Origin of the sequence: Hoylesella buccalis ATCC 35310, from assembly GCF_000177075.1 — a bacterium.
GTDB lineage: Bacteria > Bacteroidota > Bacteroidia > Bacteroidales > Bacteroidaceae > Prevotella > Prevotella buccalis.
In genome coordinates, this window is the sequence record NZ_ADEG01000066.1 from 1 (window position 1) to 15590 (window position 15590).

General features: G+C 48.7%; 14 protein-coding genes. 3 read left to right on the forward strand and 11 right to left on the reverse strand.

The features are described 5' to 3' along the window. Positions 1 to 141: 141 nt before the first annotated feature. The 6 genes from HMPREF0650_RS13125 to HMPREF0650_RS07270 all read right to left on the reverse strand — a co-directional run bounded on the left by HMPREF0650_RS13125 (position 142) and on the right by HMPREF0650_RS07270 (position 6478). Positions 142 to 309 carry a hypothetical protein gene (locus tag HMPREF0650_RS13125; RefSeq protein WP_162013129.1) on the reverse strand — a complete coding sequence of 56 codons (168 nt, stop codon included), beginning with the start codon at positions 307 to 309 and terminating at the stop codon, positions 142 to 144. A gap of 67 nt (positions 310 to 376) precedes the next feature. Next, positions 377 to 910, reverse strand: a complete 534-nt coding sequence (locus HMPREF0650_RS07250) for an LOG family protein (protein ID WP_004349604.1) — start codon at positions 908 to 910, stop codon at positions 377 to 379. 82 nt (positions 911 to 992) lie between these two features. Further along, positions 993 to 1391: an HIT family protein gene (locus HMPREF0650_RS07255; RefSeq protein WP_004349606.1), complete on the reverse strand. Its 399-nt coding sequence runs from the start codon at positions 1389 to 1391 to the stop codon at positions 993 to 995. A gap of 14 nt (positions 1392 to 1405) precedes the next feature. Next, on the reverse strand, positions 1406 to 1873 hold the full coding sequence (gene greA / locus HMPREF0650_RS07260) for a transcription elongation factor GreA (RefSeq protein ID WP_004349609.1): 468 nt from the start codon (positions 1871 to 1873) through the stop codon (positions 1406 to 1408). A 464-nt stretch (positions 1874 to 2337) separates the two neighbouring features. Beyond that, on the reverse strand, positions 2338 to 2910 hold the full coding sequence (locus HMPREF0650_RS07265; RefSeq protein WP_040562813.1) for a porin family protein: 573 nt from the start codon (positions 2908 to 2910) through the stop codon (positions 2338 to 2340). Positions 2911 to 3046: 136 nt separating this feature from the next. After that, a complete protein-coding gene (locus HMPREF0650_RS07270) occupies positions 3047 to 6478 on the reverse strand; it encodes a DEAD/DEAH box helicase (RefSeq protein WP_004349615.1) in 3432 nt (1143 codons plus the stop codon). Positions 6479 to 6650: 172 nt separating this feature from the next. Here HMPREF0650_RS07270 and HMPREF0650_RS07275 point away from each other — a divergent pair, with 172 nt between their 5' ends. Both HMPREF0650_RS07275 and HMPREF0650_RS07280 read left to right on the forward strand, forming a co-directional pair. Then, on the forward strand, positions 6651 to 7118 hold the full coding sequence (locus HMPREF0650_RS07275) for a nucleoside deaminase (RefSeq protein WP_004349617.1): 468 nt from the start codon (positions 6651 to 6653) through the stop codon (positions 7116 to 7118). 7 nt (positions 7119 to 7125) lie between these two features. Then, positions 7126 to 7506, forward strand: a complete 381-nt coding sequence (locus tag HMPREF0650_RS07280; RefSeq protein WP_162013130.1) for a S8 family serine peptidase — start codon at positions 7126 to 7128, stop codon at positions 7504 to 7506. A gap of 9 nt (positions 7507 to 7515) precedes the next feature. On the opposite strand, the gene HMPREF0650_RS07285 is transcribed toward HMPREF0650_RS07280, so the two are convergent. Both HMPREF0650_RS07285 and HMPREF0650_RS07290 read right to left on the reverse strand, forming a co-directional pair. Next, positions 7516 to 8511 carry a YqiA/YcfP family alpha/beta fold hydrolase gene (locus tag HMPREF0650_RS07285; protein ID WP_004349619.1) on the reverse strand — a complete coding sequence of 332 codons (996 nt, stop codon included), beginning with the start codon at positions 8509 to 8511 and terminating at the stop codon, positions 7516 to 7518. Positions 8512 to 8528: 17 nt separating this feature from the next. After that, positions 8529 to 9350, reverse strand: coding sequence for a hypothetical protein (locus HMPREF0650_RS07290; RefSeq protein WP_040562815.1), 822 nt, complete (start codon positions 9348 to 9350; stop codon positions 8529 to 8531). A gap of 687 nt (positions 9351 to 10037) precedes the next feature. Between HMPREF0650_RS07290 and HMPREF0650_RS07295 the strand changes: the two genes are divergently transcribed. After that, positions 10038 to 13208: a glycoside hydrolase family 2 TIM barrel-domain containing protein gene (locus HMPREF0650_RS07295; protein ID WP_081454874.1), complete on the forward strand. Its 3171-nt coding sequence runs from the start codon at positions 10038 to 10040 to the stop codon at positions 13206 to 13208. A gap of 15 nt (positions 13209 to 13223) precedes the next feature. On the opposite strand, the gene HMPREF0650_RS07300 is transcribed toward HMPREF0650_RS07295, so the two are convergent. The 3 genes from HMPREF0650_RS07300 to HMPREF0650_RS07310 all read right to left on the reverse strand — a co-directional run bounded on the left by HMPREF0650_RS07300 (position 13224) and on the right by HMPREF0650_RS07310 (position 15528). Then, a complete protein-coding gene (locus HMPREF0650_RS07300) occupies positions 13224 to 14141 on the reverse strand; it encodes a DMT family transporter (protein ID WP_004349624.1) in 918 nt (305 codons plus the stop codon). Between the two features lie 246 nt (positions 14142 to 14387). Continuing rightward, on the reverse strand, positions 14388 to 14963 hold the full coding sequence (locus HMPREF0650_RS07305) for a chromate transporter (RefSeq protein ID WP_004349625.1): 576 nt from the start codon (positions 14961 to 14963) through the stop codon (positions 14388 to 14390). Position 14964: 1 nt separating this feature from the next. Continuing rightward, positions 14965 to 15528 (reverse strand): chromate transporter, encoded by a 564-nt coding sequence (locus HMPREF0650_RS07310; protein ID WP_245543475.1) that lies wholly within the window; start codon positions 15526 to 15528, stop codon positions 14965 to 14967. Between the last annotated feature and the right edge of the window lie 62 nt (positions 15529 to 15590).

A 15590-nucleotide genomic window follows, 5' to 3' on the forward strand; every position in this document is an offset into this window, starting at 1 on the left:
ATGGTATTATGACGCAAGAGCATGCAGATTGCACCCTGAAAGCTATGCTATTGGTGTAGAAAGATGAAGAAATAGAGAGCGAAAAGCTACAAAGTCAGCGTAACATATTCAATCACAACGAATTACAAAACTCGCTCATATTTAGCGTATTTGCAAGCAGAAGTGAGGTTGATGGATTTCAAGCCAAGGATAAGAACGATGATTGTCAAGAAAATTCATCATCATCGTAGTGGCGTAGATGGTGTGGATGTTGCACACACAACGAATCTTCACCGCTGCCATCAACATCGCCAGTTCACGATTGTGCATTCGGGGTTCGGCTCTACCCCATCGGGTTTCAGCCACTATTCACGATAGGAAAGTGGCTGAATGCCGTTCATCGCTCTACGAATTGCTTAATTTCCTCCAACGAATGGGCCACCTTGATTTGCCGATGATAATCGCCCCTGATTACGCCTTTGGCCGTTAAATCGTCCAAAAGAGCCACCAGTGAATCCCAAAAGCCATTGATGTTGTAAAGAATTACTTGTTGTTGATGGTAGCCAATGCTGTGTGCAGCTACCACCGAGAATATCTCATCCAAGGTACCAACACCGCCTGGAAGAGCGATAGAAACATCACTTTGCGCCAACATCAGCTCTTTGCGGTCGCTCAGGTTGTCGCAAGGAATCTCCACATCAACATAGTCGGACACTCTTCCACGCTCTTCTATGATAGACGGCACCACACCAATGGTTTGTCCACCGGCCTCATGTACGGCCTTTGCGACACACTCCATGAGGCCCAGGTTGCAACCGCCGAACACGAGTGAATGACCCTGCTCGGCCATCCACTTACCCAGTTGTTCGGTCAATGTGAAATATTCGGGGGCAATAGTATCATTTGCTGAGCAAAAAACAGCAATTTTCATTGTTGGTTGAATTGAAGGATGATTGGCGAAAGGCTCGCCTTACATATATTCTCTTGCAAGTCGATTGCCTTGGAAAAACAAATTAAAGTTTTTGAAACTCGCCGTAGATACGGTCTGCGATTGACTTGAATTCTTCTTCAGAAAGTTTCAAATGCTCTTTTCTAAAGTTCACATCGGCCTCGCTGTTCATCGGAATGAGATGGATATGCGCATGCGGAACTTCCAATCCCAGTACCACTTGCGCCACCTTTTTACATGGAAAAGCGCGCTTCAAGGCCACAGCTACCTTTTTAGCGAACACCTGATACTCGGCCAACTCATCATCTTCCATATCGAAAATGTAATCCACCTCGCGACGTGGAATGACCAACGTGTGTCCTTTTTGCAACGGACTGATGTCTAAAAAGGCATAAAATTTCTCGCTCTCTGCACACTTGTAGCTGGGAATTTCGCCAGCTGCGATTTTAGAAAAGATGTCCATGGTCTTAACGTTTTTTATTCAACTGTTATCTTGTCAATGCGTAGTTTGATGGTGCCGGCCGGTATTTTAATATCCACCTCATCACCCTCTTTCTTATTCAGAAGCCCTTGTGCGATAGGCGTTTTGATGGATATCTTCCCCGCCTTGAGGTCAGCCTCGCTCTCACTGACGATGGTATACACCATTTTTGACTTCGTCTTCATGTTGGTCATCTCGACTTTGGACAAGATCTGCACTGTATCGGCACTGAGACGAGACACGTCTACAATCTTCGCCTCGGCGATGGTCAGTTTCATTTTGTTGATTTTATCTTCGAGATGTGCCTGCGCTTCTTTGGCAGCATCATATTCAGAGTTCTCACTCAAATCACCCTTATCACGCGCTTCTGCGATGGCAGCTGATGCCTTCGGGCGCTCAATAGATTCGAGCCGGGTAAGCTCGGCTACAAGATTGTCGTAGCCTTCTTGTGACATGTAAGCCATAACGTTATAAGTATTTTTGTTAATAATTGCTTTTGGTGAAGACGATAAAAGAAAGAATTCCGACATCTACCAAAGTGTCGGAATTCCTTTTCCTAAGTCCTCTTTTGTTGTTTACTTTTCGCAAAGTTAGACATTCTTTTCCAATAAACAAGTTTTTTCACATTATTTATTAAATGATTGGGACGTATTCTGATAACGGGTGATTCGCTTCCAAAATTGATTTACATCAAGAAACGAGCATTAAAACCAAATTGTTTGCGCAAACAGTTGCTAATATGCTTAGCCGGCTGTATCTTTGCATCGTGTTTTTCATAGTATTAGATTTAAGGTTAACAAAGATTGGGACTCGGCGGAGCCCCTTTTTTTATGTCCATACGTCAAGTGTGCTGGCATGCTGACAGACGAAAAGAGGCAACCATTGCTGGTTGCCTCAGTGTATAATTTAGCAGTTACTGCCGCCTATTTTAGAGGTCGAACTTGTAACCCAGTGTTACCTGGAACACGCTGTTCTTAGCATCGATATTATCGAAAACCTTGGTTACACCCCAATTGTAACGTCCGTCGATAACGACATTGGCGAACTCATAGGAGAGACCAACTGGGATAGCGAGGTCGAAGCTCTTAGCCTTGGTACCGTCTTTGTCCACTGCAAATGCTGGTTGAACACCCAATTTAACTGCCAATCCCGGCACAACGTATACGTTCGCCATGACAGGTACGTTGATGTAGGCCAGATTGGTCTTTGCATCCTTTACCTCAAATTTCATGTTTCCAATCTTGAAGTCAGCGCCAGTATCAAACTTCACGCCTTCTTGTGCGTACATAACACCTCCAGAAAGGCTGAAAATGTCAGATACCTGATACTCCAGTTCGGCACCAGCTGTGAAGCCAACCTTCATCTTCGTCTTTTCAAACTCGGTCATGGTAGCACCCACAACACCTACCTGAGGCTTCAAAGAAACTGTTCCTACTGCGCGTTGCGCAAATGTTGCTACGGACGAAAGCAGTACAACTGCCGTTAAAATCATCTTTTTCATAAATCTTCTTGTTTTTGTAAATAAATCCTGATTTGCTAATCTTTTATTGAACTCGGTAGCAAATGTAAGCTGTTTTTGGATAACTACCATACATTTGTCTTGTTTTTTTATTAAATTATGACTATATTTTAGTTTGTTAACACAGGCGTACAGAAATGTTATCTATCAATAATTTGAATAGCGGATTAGCCGACAGCACCGCCTCATTGCCCAACATAATTAGTTGTTTTCGGGCTCTCGTCAAGGCTACATTCAACTTGCGGTCTATCCAAGCATGCCCTTCCAAGAAGCTATTGGCTGTGAAAAAATCCAACTGATAGCGGTTCTGCACGGTGAAAGAGTAGATGATGACGTCACGTTGACTGCCCTGATAACGCTCCACGGTGTCGACATCCACTTGCATGAGTTGCGAGATGCCCGTCTTTTCTATCTCTTTTCGAACCATTGCTATCTGGTTGCGATAAGGCACTATCACGCCCACCGTCTTCTGTACGTCAAACTTTTTGCTCGCCAACCGATGGATGCGGCGTAGCAAGTCGGCCACCTTTCGGGCCTCGTCTGGATTCACTTTGTCAGAGAGTCGCACGCTCTGCGTGAAGTGAGAGGGATAGTAAAGCAGCCGATGGTTCACCAACAAGGCGTCCGTCTCATCCTGCGGCACGGCCGTATAACCGATATCTTCGCCCACCTGGTGTGGCAATGGAACGGGCTGCAACTGCTCCTTGGCATAGAACATCTTGTTGGGAAAGGCGGCAATGGCTGGATGCATGCGGCCTTGTTTGCGCAGCGTGTCCACGAAGTCGGTACGTCCTTGTCGCTCTTCCCATCGGATAAGTCGTTCGAAGAGTGAGTTTCGGCAGTCGGTCAGACAGATGTTTTGCAAGTCGGCATCGGTCACTTGCGACTCTGATGCGTCTTGCTGAACCACAGCGGGCAGCTGTTTGTAATCGCCAATGAGGATGAATTTGTCGATATTGGGTTGATGATCAAGGGCCAAACTGGCGCCTCCCGCCGTCGCAACGTGGCTCGACAGAATGCCAACAAGGTTGGGTTCCAATATCTGACTGGCCTCATCAATGAGTGCCAGACTGAAATGTTTGATGGAAAAGATGAAGGGTTTGCTCATCATCATCGACGTAGTGCTCACAATGAGGCGCATGCCTGCGAACCGCTGTCGTAAGTCGTTTAGCTTGGGATGGTCATCAATGGCCTGTCCCAAGAGATGACTCTTGAATCGTGGGTCGCAGCTGTACTCGTTGCCCAGGCGAATAAAATCGAGGCCTTCCTCGCACAACATGTCACAAATCTCATCCACGGCACGGTTGGTGTAGGCCATGAGAAGAATGTTGGCATCAGGGTTTTCCAACTCTTCCAGCACCATATAGCGCAGAGCCATCGACGTCTTACCCGTGCCGGGAGGCCCCACCAGCAGGAAGTAGTCTTGTGCCTGTTTGGCTTTCAGCACCACGTCATCATAGTCAGGATGATAGCTTCGGGACAGCGTCAGGGCGTGATTGGCGCGTGGTTCACGCTGCCCCAATAACAAGTCGCGCCGCTCTTTCGAGGTAGTCATCAACGTATGCAGAGCATGTATGGCTGCCGCACCACCCGCATCTGACGCACTATGCTCCACAGCGTACACCAAAGGCGTGTGATGGGCATGCCGCTTTCCTTCTTCCACCGTATATAATAAGTCATCATTCTGTTGTGCATCCGTCAGATGAACGGCAATCTCATCGGTCTTGACGTACATGATGAAGCCCTTGAACAGAATACTCCGACGCACGTCAGGCGCACTATCAGGATGATAGCCGTACAGATATACCATGTCGCCCCGCCTGAAATTGGGCAGGAAGTCTTCGCCCTGGTCAGGAACGGCGAGCGTGATTTCATCGAATCCACGGCTGCGGGTTCGTTTCTTCTGCGTGATGGTGAGGCCGGTATAGATATTCCCCATCTCCTTTTTCTCACTCAACGGCATGTTCCACAGGTCAGCATTGCTGCGCCCACTACCATCAACGGCACCGGTTTTCGAGATGAGTTGTTCTTTCAGCACGAAGGTCATCATACGACAGAAATATGCTTTCTCCAGCTTACTCATCTGCTCCAGCGGCACCGTGATGGCCTCTATCTGCGGCAGTAAGAAACGATTGTAGAAATAAGTATTGGTCTTCTCCGTGTTCAGCGTTTGCGGATTGAGCTGTGGCAGCATGCCTTCAAATCCCTCGAGGGCACTTGTATAATCGGCAGCCACGATGAGATTGCGCAGCTTGAGGGCTTCATGGATGAGCATGTCCAACCTACTGACGTCCATCAAGCCTGTCGGCAACGCATATTTCGAGTACAACAGAAAGATGCGGGTGGCCTTGTCGGACAGGCGGAAGTTGTATCTCAGCACGCCATAGTACAGCAGAGCCTGCACATAGTGCGCCTCAACGTGCTGGTTGCCATGCCGGTTGTGGCTGCCATATTCCAGATTCATATTCTTTCCCGACTTCTGTTCGACCAGCAATCTGAAGTCGGTGGTCATCATGTCCACACGCCCTTGTATGCCCAACTGCTCACATACGAAGGAAGGTTCCAGCAAGGCTCGCTCCCGATTGTAGGTCTTAAACAGTTCAGCAACGATTTGCTGCAGGTTCTTCACTTGCTTCATGGCCTCCACTTTAAACGCCACTGGGTCTAAATCGGTGCACGTACAGTATTCCAAAGCCTTCTCCCTGTAATTTTCTTTCAGTGTCTCTGCCATGTCAAACGCACGCTCTCCACGCGCATGGATGATGTCATCGAGCGCACTACCGGCAAAGTTTCCCAAAATGGTATGCCGCGTATTGGATTTATCCTTCATGCGGTTGATGGTGAAGAGGGCTGGATGATGGCCATACTCCGTAAAACATGTCGCCAGTGAACTGATGTCCACCAAGTAGTCGGGGATGACGATGATGCGACGTGGCGTAACCAGATGATCCCTCACCTGACAGTCCAAGAGGTTCAACGGCATGCCCTTGCGCAAGATGTCATGAAGATACGACAGGTCGGCAAACTGCTCCTCACTGGTATATTCTACTTGCAAAAGACAATCATCTGTTTCCCCATCGGGCATCACCCAGATGAAGTGCTCGTCCCATTGCCTCACGATGCAACGGATGTAGCGTTCGTCCAACCGCAATGTTTGTCGCGTTTGTTGAACCCGAGCGGGTATTTTGCCGACTAAAAAAGAGGGAACAGCCTCTCTGAACACTGCCGAGATGAAGACACAAAGCGCACGAACGTCGTAGGTAAGGTCTTCTGGCAAGATGGTCGATGACGAGTTGGAGTGGCGGCGCATCTGGTGAACGGTGCGAGTATCGGCTGCCGATAAGCCACGCTGGGTACACAGATGATCCACGCGAGCGTTGAGGTCGCCAAAGCTATAGGAGGTGTTTCTCAAGCCTGCGGCACACGCCATCACCAACGTCTCGTGCAACATTTTGTTGACCAACGCACCCTCCTGAGAGCCAGCCTCAAGGATTTGGGCTGCGCGCTGATAAAGTTCGTTGGCTGTAATGTAAGTTTGTGATTGCTGCATGTCGTGGTTCTAGGGTTGTCCTAGCATGTGGGTTAAAAAGTGTTTCGTTTGGGCTTGGCCTGCACGCGTGTTGCAAAGATAATCAAAAATATGGTACTGTCCCTCCCCTTTTCATGGCATTTTGCGTATATTTGTCATCACAATAACATTCTTTATTCAAAACAAATTATTGATGAACCAACAAGATATCATGCGCAGGGCCATCGCCCTGTCTGAAAAAAGTGTACGCACGGGCGGCGGACCTTTTGGTGCCGTGATTGCCAAAGATGGAGAAATCATTGCCGAAGCATCCAATACCGTTACCTTAGACCACGACCCCACAGCGCACGCCGAGGTGAATGCCATCAGGCAAGCGGCACACAAGCTGGGCACGTTCGACCTCACTGGTTGCGACATCTATACCTCCTGCGAGCCTTGTCCCATGTGTTTAGGTGCCATCTATTGGGCTCATCTGGACCGCATCTATTACGCCAACAATCGCAAGGATGCTGCACGCATAGGGTTTGACGACGACTTTATCTACCACGAGATAGCCCTCCAACCAGCCGATCGACATAAACAAATGCAGATTTTGCTGCCCGAAGAGGCACGAAAAGCGTTTGACATGTGGATGGAAAGCAAAGACAAGACAACTTATTAAGCAGCGGATGATGGCAAAAAAGATAAGTCATTCGGTGCGTCAAATGCACATTCGCCAACACTGCTTATCGTTTCTGATGATAGTATTGACCTGCTCTGGCTGCGCCGTGAATAGAGATTCAGCTGACAAGGTGGTCGCCGAACAGTCAGAAGGAACGCGCTACAGCAAGAATACCTTGATGGTGTTCTACGACACACACATCGGCAAAGAGCCGCTGTTGAAAGCTTTCAAAAAAATGAATTGTGAGGTGTTGCACGAATACCGATTATCATGCGGGTTCGCTATCAAGGTTCCTGATGGAAAGAGCTTGCGAAAAACAGCCAAACGATTGACCAAGGTTCATGGCGTAACCTATGTGACACGCGACCAAATACAGAAACTACAATAACAGAATTGGCTACTGCCCACCCAGGCGGTCGAAGTACACAATGAGTTCTTCCCACGTCTTAAACTCATCACTTCCATAAGCCAAACAAGTTCCCATAAAGCCGTCTTGCGCCTCGGGGGTGATGAGATAGTCGCCATAGAGCAGCTGCGATTGATTGGTGAAGATTACCCGATTGTAGGCCGGAGCCGACAGATACTCCTCCACCCACGCCTGCACCTCGCCCATATAAGCATGGTTGTTGGTAGGCGCAGCGGCCACGATGTATACCTGGTACCGCTCGATGAGCATCTTATAGGCCTTGTGCATGCTCGACGTGGCCTTGCCGTAACTGTCGTGCAGCGTCGCGTAGTCGATGTAAACGATGGGGCGTTCGCGTCCTTCTTGCTGGTCATCAATCCAGCGAATCACGGGAATGAGATAGTGAAAGGCAACCTTGTCGGTGACTCGATGGGCACCATGGAAACGGATGGCCTGTGGATAGTGTTCTCGAAAGAGGTCGAAGGTATGTACCAACGGGTCCTTGTCGCCAAAGAGTCCGTACACCCGTCTTTGCTCCTCGGGCGTGACGTTGGCGAAACACTGCTCGGTGATGTACTTGTACTCATTGACCAACGACTTAGTAACGATTACCTCAGTTTCGCCATCCTTGCGTGGATTATGGAAAGACTGCTTACCCGTCAAGCCGTGGTCGTGCATGGTCAGACCCATCTGGAAGGCCGGATTCACCAGTATACGGTCGTAACCCGTGAGCATCTCGGTATACATGCCGCCCATGGAGGTACCTATGATGAGGTCGGGCTTATGGCTTTGGCACAGCTGCTTCAGCAGGTCTATCGCCTCGGCGGGATGCACTGGCAGGTCTTCGGCCACGACGTTCGCCTGGGGCAACAGCTCCCTGAGCATAGCTACCGTGCCAGATTGGCCCGACGACATGAAGCCGTGGACGTACATAAGGGTCTTGCCCTTCATTAAATCGGGATATTGTTTCTTAGTTGGATTTTCCATTTCTACTCCTCTTTTCTTTACCATTGAACAGATTTGTCAGATGCGTCTTCGCGTTTGGCAAAAGCCTTCTTGAGATACGACAGGCGCATCTTGCGGTTATCAACAAATGACACGAAGGCACGCGAGGTTCCATCCGGCCCCTCCACTCTTATGCCCGTACATATCGTCAACGCCCCACTGGTCCATTCGTACAAAGGTTCCACCACGCCACTCTCACCGAACAACGGAGTGAAGCATGGCTTGTAGAGCCGCTGGGAAAAGGTTTTACTTGGCTTACCATACTTCTTTGTCAGGCTAACCACAATAGAATCAACGGTTTGCCTCAACGCCCGATAAGGTTCATCGGCTTTCAGACGGTCTATGGAAAGGCCATATTCACCTTCGTAATTGAGCGTCTTGGTGGTGACGGAAACAATGAAAAAAGAAACCAGAGAGTCGTTGAGGAAGTTCACGGCCGGTGCAGAAGAAATCACCTCATCTTTATATTGTGCCGCATCTTCCAGCTGATTCTCCATGATATTGTTGCAACAAATGGTAGAAAACAAGGGATATCCATTGTAAAAAACAAACGGAATATTGTCTATTTTGAAGCATCTCCCCTCACTCAAATCGTTCTTCGTGTAGTTGGTACACTTATCTTTATTGAACTGATCCACCGCTTGGATGAAGCTGCCGTACTGTTCCATGCCGAGCGAAAAATATCCCAAGATTTCTTTTCCCTCGCTCCTGTTTCCCGATGAGGGTGCTGACTTTTGCACCAGAGGCGACACCTCATTAGATAACGCACTGGCAGAACTGGCAAACAAACACGAAAGAAAAACGATGAACAACTTTTTCATGATGTCTCATTTGGATGGTTTTGTTAATGCAAATATAGAGATTTAGCGGCGAATCAACAAGTTTTTCCACAACAAAAGCCAAAGATTCCCAACATAAAAATAGGAAACAAGGCGAAGGGCGGAATGCAGGTCAGGATGGCGGGTGATGATGATTTTTCTTGACAAACAAGTCTTTCATGCTTCGCGTATTTTCAAACAGAAGAGCACTCGTTCGCAAATACGCTAAAAATGAGCGAAATTTGTATCAAGCTAACACACAAACATTTACAAACGCCAACCACCCTATCCCACCTTCTCTTCAACGTTTTCCCGGCCAAAAGCATTGCTTTTGTGCGGCAATCTGCATGCTTTTGGAGGAAAAGAGCATGCAAATTGACAGGTAAGATGATGCTTTTTACCCCAAAAACGCCTTGTTTTAATGTAAAAATACGATTTATTTGGCAGCGTAAACCTTATCTTGCATCCTCCCTGCCTATTGATTTTTTCTATTTTGAAAGTTTGGAAGTGCCATTTTAAAGGCTTTTTTCAGGCAAAATATTAAACAAAAGCAAGGATGGGAAAGAAAATGGATGGGCCAACGAATGACACAGAAAATTTGCAGAATAGCCAAAAACACACTATCTTTGTGACATACAACCAGAACCAAACAATCGCCCCCGTGGGCAGCTAACCCAAAAATCCAAATTGATGAAAAAAACGTTGATCGCGGCCTCTTTGGCCATTTTGTCCGCACTACCAGCCAGTGCCGACCTTACGCCTGTTATCCAAAAAGACATGCCTACCGATACAGAGTGGCACAACTTGCAGGTGAACGAGGTGAACAGACTGAAGCTGCACACCAATTATTTCGCGTACGAGTCGGCCGAGAAGGCGCTTGCCGGCGACCGGAAGGCATCGGCCAACTATCTCTCGCTGAATGGAACGTGGAAGTTTCATTTTGCCGAAGCTCCCAACAAGCGGCCTTCGGGCTTCTTCGAGACCGGCTATGACGACGCGGCATGGAAGACCATCAGCGTGCCGGGAATATGGGAACTCAACGGTTATGGCGACCCGGTATACGTGAACATCGGCTTCGCTTGGCGCGGACATTTCAAGAACAACCCGCCTCAAGTGCCGCTGAAAAACAACCATGTGGGCAGCTACCGCCGCATCATCAACATACCCAACAGCTGGGACGGCAAGCAGATTATCGCCCACTTTGGCAGCGTAACGTCCAACATCTACCTGTATGTCAACGGCATGTATGTGGGCTATGCCGAAGATTCGAAGGTGGCCACCGAGTTCGACATCACGCCCTATGTGAAGAAAGGCGACAACCTGATTGCCTTTCAAACCTTCCGTTGGTGCGACGGTTCGTACAGCGAAGACCAAGACTTCTGGCGGCTGAGCGGCGTGGCGCGCGACAGTTATCTTTATGCCCGCAACGAAAAGGTGCAGGTGAGTAACATCAAGCTGACGGCCGACTTGACGAACAACTACCAAGACGGAATGCTATTGGTGGACCTCGACGTGAAGGGAAACCCCACGGTAGACTTTGATCTGCTAAACGCCAACGGCATCTCCGTGAGCAAGCACAGCGTGGATTTCAAGGGACAGAGCCATGGCAACGTGGCTTTCAATATCAAGAACGTGAAGCCTTGGACTGCCGAGACACCCTATCTATTCACCCTCGTCACCACAGTGAAGAAGGGCGGAAAGGTGATAGAGGTGATTCCGCAGAAGGTGGGGTTCAGGAAAGTGGAGATTAGGAACAGTCAGTTGCTGGTCAACGGGCAACCCATCTATATAAAAGGTGCCAACAGACATGAGATGGATCCAGACGGTGGCTACATCGTGAGTCGTGAGCGGATGATACAGGACATCAAGATTATGAAGCAATTCAACATCAATGCCGTGCGCACCTGTCACTATCCCGACGACCCACAGTGGTATGAGCTGTGCGATGAGTATGGACTTTACGTGGTGGCCGAGGCCAACCAAGAGGGACATGGTTTTGGTTACGGGAATGACGCGCCCACCAAAAAGCCCATGTTTGCCAAACAAATTCTGGAACGCAACCAGCACAATGTGGAAATGTTTTACAACCATCCCAGTATCATCATTTGGTCATTGGGTAATGAAACAGCCGATGGGCCCAACTTTACCGCGGCATTCGATTGGATTAAGAGCGTGGACTCGTCGCGTCCGATACACTGGGAACGGGCAATCAAGGGGCCCAATACCGAGTTGTACTGCCCCATGTACCTCTCTCAAAAAGCGTGCGAAGAATACGCACAGTCCACGAAATCCGAGGATCAGAAGCCGCTCATACAGTGCGAGTACAACCATGCCATGGGCAATTCGGGCGGTGGTTTGAAGGAGTACTGGGACTTGGTGCGCAAATATCCCAAGTTTCAAGGTGGCTTTGTGTGGGACTTCGTGGACCAAGCCTTGCGTGACACAAAGCGCGGAATCTATACTTATGGAGGCGATTACAATAAGTATGATCCCAGCGACAACAACTTCAACTGCAACGGACTCATCAGTCCTGACCGCGTTCCTAACCCACACATGTATGAGGTGGGCTACGAGTACCAGAACATCTGGGTACAGCCAGTTGACTTGAAGGCGGGGAAAATAAAGGCGAGGAATGAGTATTTCTTCCGCGACTTGGGTAACTATGCCCTGCAATGGAAGGTTCTCGTCAATGGCAAGGAGGCGCAGAAGGGCATCGTAAGCGACCTGCAAGTGCAGCCACAACAAACGGCTGACTTGACGCTGCCGTACAACCTGAATCCACTGTTGGCCGACCCGCAAAGCAGGGACGTGCAGCTTAGCATAGACTTTGTGCTGAAACAACCCGAGCCGCTCATGCAAAAGGGTCAGGTGGTGGCCTATCAGCAGTTTCCAATAAAAGACTATTATTTAGAAAAAAGCACTGCCCCAGAACCCGAGATGGAAACACTTGCGTGGTATGGAAGTTTGAAGAAAACCAGCAAGAAGAAAGACAAGCAGGTGACGATAGAAAACCAACAGGTGTCTATCTCGTTCGACAAGCAAACGGGTTTGATGACAAGATATGTCGTGGGTGATGTGTCTTATCTGGCAGATGGCGGCGTTTTAAAACCTTGTTTCTGGCGTGCCGTGACGGATAATGACATGGGAGCAGGCATCAACAAGAAGTATAGCGTATGGCGAAACCCTACCATGACGGTGAAAAATATCAACGTGCAGAAGGTCAAACTGCTGGGCAACAACTCCATGTTGGTGACGGTGAACTATGACATGCCAGGCGTGAAGTCGCGAATGGCGATTGAATATCTCATCAAGATGTCAGGAGAAGTTGAGGTGGCGCAGACGCTCGTTCCCGATGCTGGCGCTAAGGTTCCCGGCATGTTGCGCTATGGCATGGTGATGCAGCTGCCATACGACATGGACAAGAGCGAGTATTTCGGCCGCGGACCTATTGAAAATTATGCCGATCGGAAGTTCTCTCAACGCTTCGGCATCTACCAGCAGACGGCCGACGAGCAGTTCTATCCATACATACGCCCGCAAGAAACGGGTACCAAGAGCGATATGCGCTGGTGGAAACAGACTGGCGAAAAAGGCATGGGGTTGCTGGTTCGTTCGGACAAGCCGTTCTATGCTTCGGCCTTGCACTATACGGTTGAGGACTTGGACGATGGTGACGAGAAGGAACAACGCCACATACAGGAGGTTCCGAAGTCGAAGTTTACAAACCTACACATCGACGGTGAGATGGCTGGCGTAGGCGGTATTGACACGTGGAGCGGCCAAGCCGAGGCACTGGAGGAATACCGTGTGCCGTTTGGACACAAGAGGCTCCAGTTTACGCTGACACCTATAGGAAGGTAAGTCGGTACACCCGACTTATCTCCTTTCGTGCTGTAGAACGGGTCCGGCAGGGACTTCGGCCGGCGATTTCTTCAAGACAAGCAGCACAACGGCGGTCAGAATCAGGACAAAACCAATGGCAATGCTCGTGGTGAACGGCTCCCCAAAGACGGCAATGCCAATGCACATGGCCGTTAGTGGCTCGAAAGCGCCGAGGATGGCCACCAAAGTACTGCCGATATTCTTCAGTGCCAAGATGAGGGTGATGTTGCTTACTACAGTTGGAAGCAAGCCCAAGAGGAAGAGATTGAGCAGGGTTGTACCCGTATGAATGGCTGGCAACCCACCAGATGTGAATATGGCGTATAACATGAGCAGCAGCATCGTGAAGAAGAAAATATAAAAGTTTACTTTTATGGTGGGCATGTTGCGTATGTTCATCGTAGGGTAGGCAACCATATAAATAGCGTATGACAGTCCTGACAAAAGCTCTAAGCAGATGCCCAAAACAGAGATATTGCCTACACCGTTCTCAATTCCTGATAAGAAACATACACCTGCAACTGCCAGTCCAATGGCTGAAAAGGTTGTAACCGAAGCCTTTTCACCCCTAAAAATCATCATTAAGAGAGCGGTCCACGCAGGATATGAAAACATAATAACAGTTGCGATGCCACTGGACAGATAACGATAGCCCTCAATAAGGAAAACTGCCGACCCCGTGTAGGCGATAGATAGCAGCATGAGACGGAGCGATTCGCCAAAGTGAAGGTGTAGACTTTGCCGTTGATACATCAGTACAACAAGCATAATGAGACAGGCAAAAGCGAAGCGATACACCAACACTGCGGTGGAGGGCATACCTGTTGCTAATACTGGAAGACTAAAGAGTGGTATAAGCCCAAAGGCTGTTGCAGATGTTATGGCACCTACAAAACCATGTAGTTTGTTCATTGGATATTCTTTTTTAGTTGACGAGTAGACGAGTTTACAAGTAGACGAGGTGATAGTTGGTTTAGTTGACGAGGTGACAAGTGACAGGTTGTCGAGCTGAAAGTTTGAGCTTACAAGTTTTGAGTTTAAAAGTTTGCGAGTGGATGTCTATCACCTTGTCAACTCGTAAACTTGTCAACTCGTCAACTAAATAATGCTATCAACTTGTAAACTCGTCACCTTGTCAACTCGTCAACTCATATATCCTCAATACAGTAGCATGAGTCCTGCGAATGCGGCGTAGCATATCATCCGGATAGGATTTATCTTCATATATTTTGTTCCGATGAAAGTGGCGCAGAAGAGAGCCACACTAATCCAGAATTGCCATGGATTTTCAATCATAGACCCAAAGTTCTCTTCGTTCATAAGCAGCAGGGTGGCAGCGCCAAGCAACCCCACTACGGCGGGTCGCAGTCCGCTAAAGACATTCTGTACGGGCTCGGTGTTCATGTATTTCATGAACATTTTACTAATGAGAATCATGAGGATGAGGGATGGAAGCACCAAGGCGAAGGTGGCAGTGGCCGACCCTAGGATGGCCATGGGCATGCCGTAGCCCGCATTGTGCACGGCAGCATAGCCGCAATAGGTGGCCGAGTTGATGCCAATGGGGCCGGGTGTCATCTGACTGATGGCCACGATGTTGGTGAATTCGGCACTGCTGAGCCAGTGATGATGTATCACCGTCTCTGTCTGAATGAGCGAAAGCATGCCGTAGCCGCCACCGAAACCAAACAAACCTATCTGAAAAAACGTAAGGAAAAGATAGAGATAAATCATGCTACTCAGTGGGTTTGATGAATTGTCCGTATATGTATCCACCGACACCTGCGGCAATAATGATGAAAATAGGGTTCACCCCGATAGCCCATATCAGCAGGGCAGAGATGATGGGTATCCAGCAATTGACCAATGAAATGCCGGCACTCTTGGCCAAGTTGAACGTGGGAACAGCGATGAGTGCCACCACTGCCGGGCGAATGCCGTTGAACATGGCGGCAATCCATGGCACATCCATGAAACTATGGAAGAACATAGCAATCAACAAGATGATGAGAAACGAGGGCAACGACGCACCCATGGCGGTGCAGATGGCTCCCCACGTTCCTCGCAACTTATAGCCTATGAAGATGCTGATGTTGACGGCGAACACACCAGGACAGCTCTGTGCGATGGCAATAAGGTCGAGAAACTCGTCCTTGTCAATCCACTTGTGCCGGTCAACCACCTCTGCTTCAATGATTGGTATCATGGCATAGCCGCCGCCAAGGGTAAACGCTCCTATCTTAACAAATGTCTTAAAGAGCGTGGACCAGCGGTAGTTGTCCTGCGAGGTCTCTGCCATGTCGGGTATTTTGATTTGATTGCCCATGCGCTGTAAATGGTGATTGTTTTCTTTCGAATGAA

Bases quoted from the DNA above. Each gene is read 5' to 3' on its own strand.
- HMPREF0650_RS07295 (WP_081454874.1), top strand. From the start codon at position 10,038: ATGAAAAAAACGTTGATCGCGGCCTCTTTGGCCATTTTGTCCGCACTA.
- HMPREF0650_RS07255 (WP_004349606.1), bottom strand. From the start codon at position 1,391: ATGGACATCTTTTCTAAAATCGCAGCTGGCGAAATTCCCAGCTACAAG.
- HMPREF0650_RS07275 (WP_004349617.1), top strand. From the start codon at position 6,651: ATGAACCAACAAGATATCATGCGCAGGGCCATCGCCCTGTCTGAAAAA.
- HMPREF0650_RS07300 (WP_004349624.1), bottom strand. From the start codon at position 14,141: ATGAACAAACTACATGGTTTTGTAGGTGCCATAACATCTGCAACAGCC.
- HMPREF0650_RS07250 (WP_004349604.1), bottom strand. From the start codon at position 910: ATGAAAATTGCTGTTTTTTGCTCAGCAAATGATACTATTGCCCCCGAA.
- HMPREF0650_RS07285 (WP_004349619.1), bottom strand. From the start codon at position 8,511: ATGGAAAATCCAACTAAGAAACAATATCCCGATTTAATGAAGGGCAAG.
- greA (WP_004349609.1), bottom strand. From the start codon at position 1,873: ATGGCTTACATGTCACAAGAAGGCTACGACAATCTTGTAGCCGAGCTT.
- HMPREF0650_RS07265 (WP_040562813.1), bottom strand. From the start codon at position 2,910: ATGAAAAAGATGATTTTAACGGCAGTTGTACTGCTTTCGTCCGTAGCA.
- HMPREF0650_RS07310 (WP_245543475.1), bottom strand. From the start codon at position 15,528: ATGGCAGAGACCTCGCAGGACAACTACCGCTGGTCCACGCTCTTTAAG.
- HMPREF0650_RS07280 (WP_162013130.1), top strand. From the start codon at position 7,126: ATGATGGCAAAAAAGATAAGTCATTCGGTGCGTCAAATGCACATTCGC.
- HMPREF0650_RS13125 (WP_162013129.1), bottom strand. From the start codon at position 309: ATGCACAATCGTGAACTGGCGATGTTGATGGCAGCGGTGAAGATTCGT.
- HMPREF0650_RS07305 (WP_004349625.1), bottom strand. From the start codon at position 14,963: ATGATTTATCTCTATCTTTTCCTTACGTTTTTTCAGATAGGTTTGTTT.
- HMPREF0650_RS07290 (WP_040562815.1), bottom strand. From the start codon at position 9,350: ATGAAAAAGTTGTTCATCGTTTTTCTTTCGTGTTTGTTTGCCAGTTCT.
- HMPREF0650_RS07270 (WP_004349615.1), bottom strand. From the start codon at position 6,478: ATGCAGCAATCACAAACTTACATTACAGCCAACGAACTTTATCAGCGC.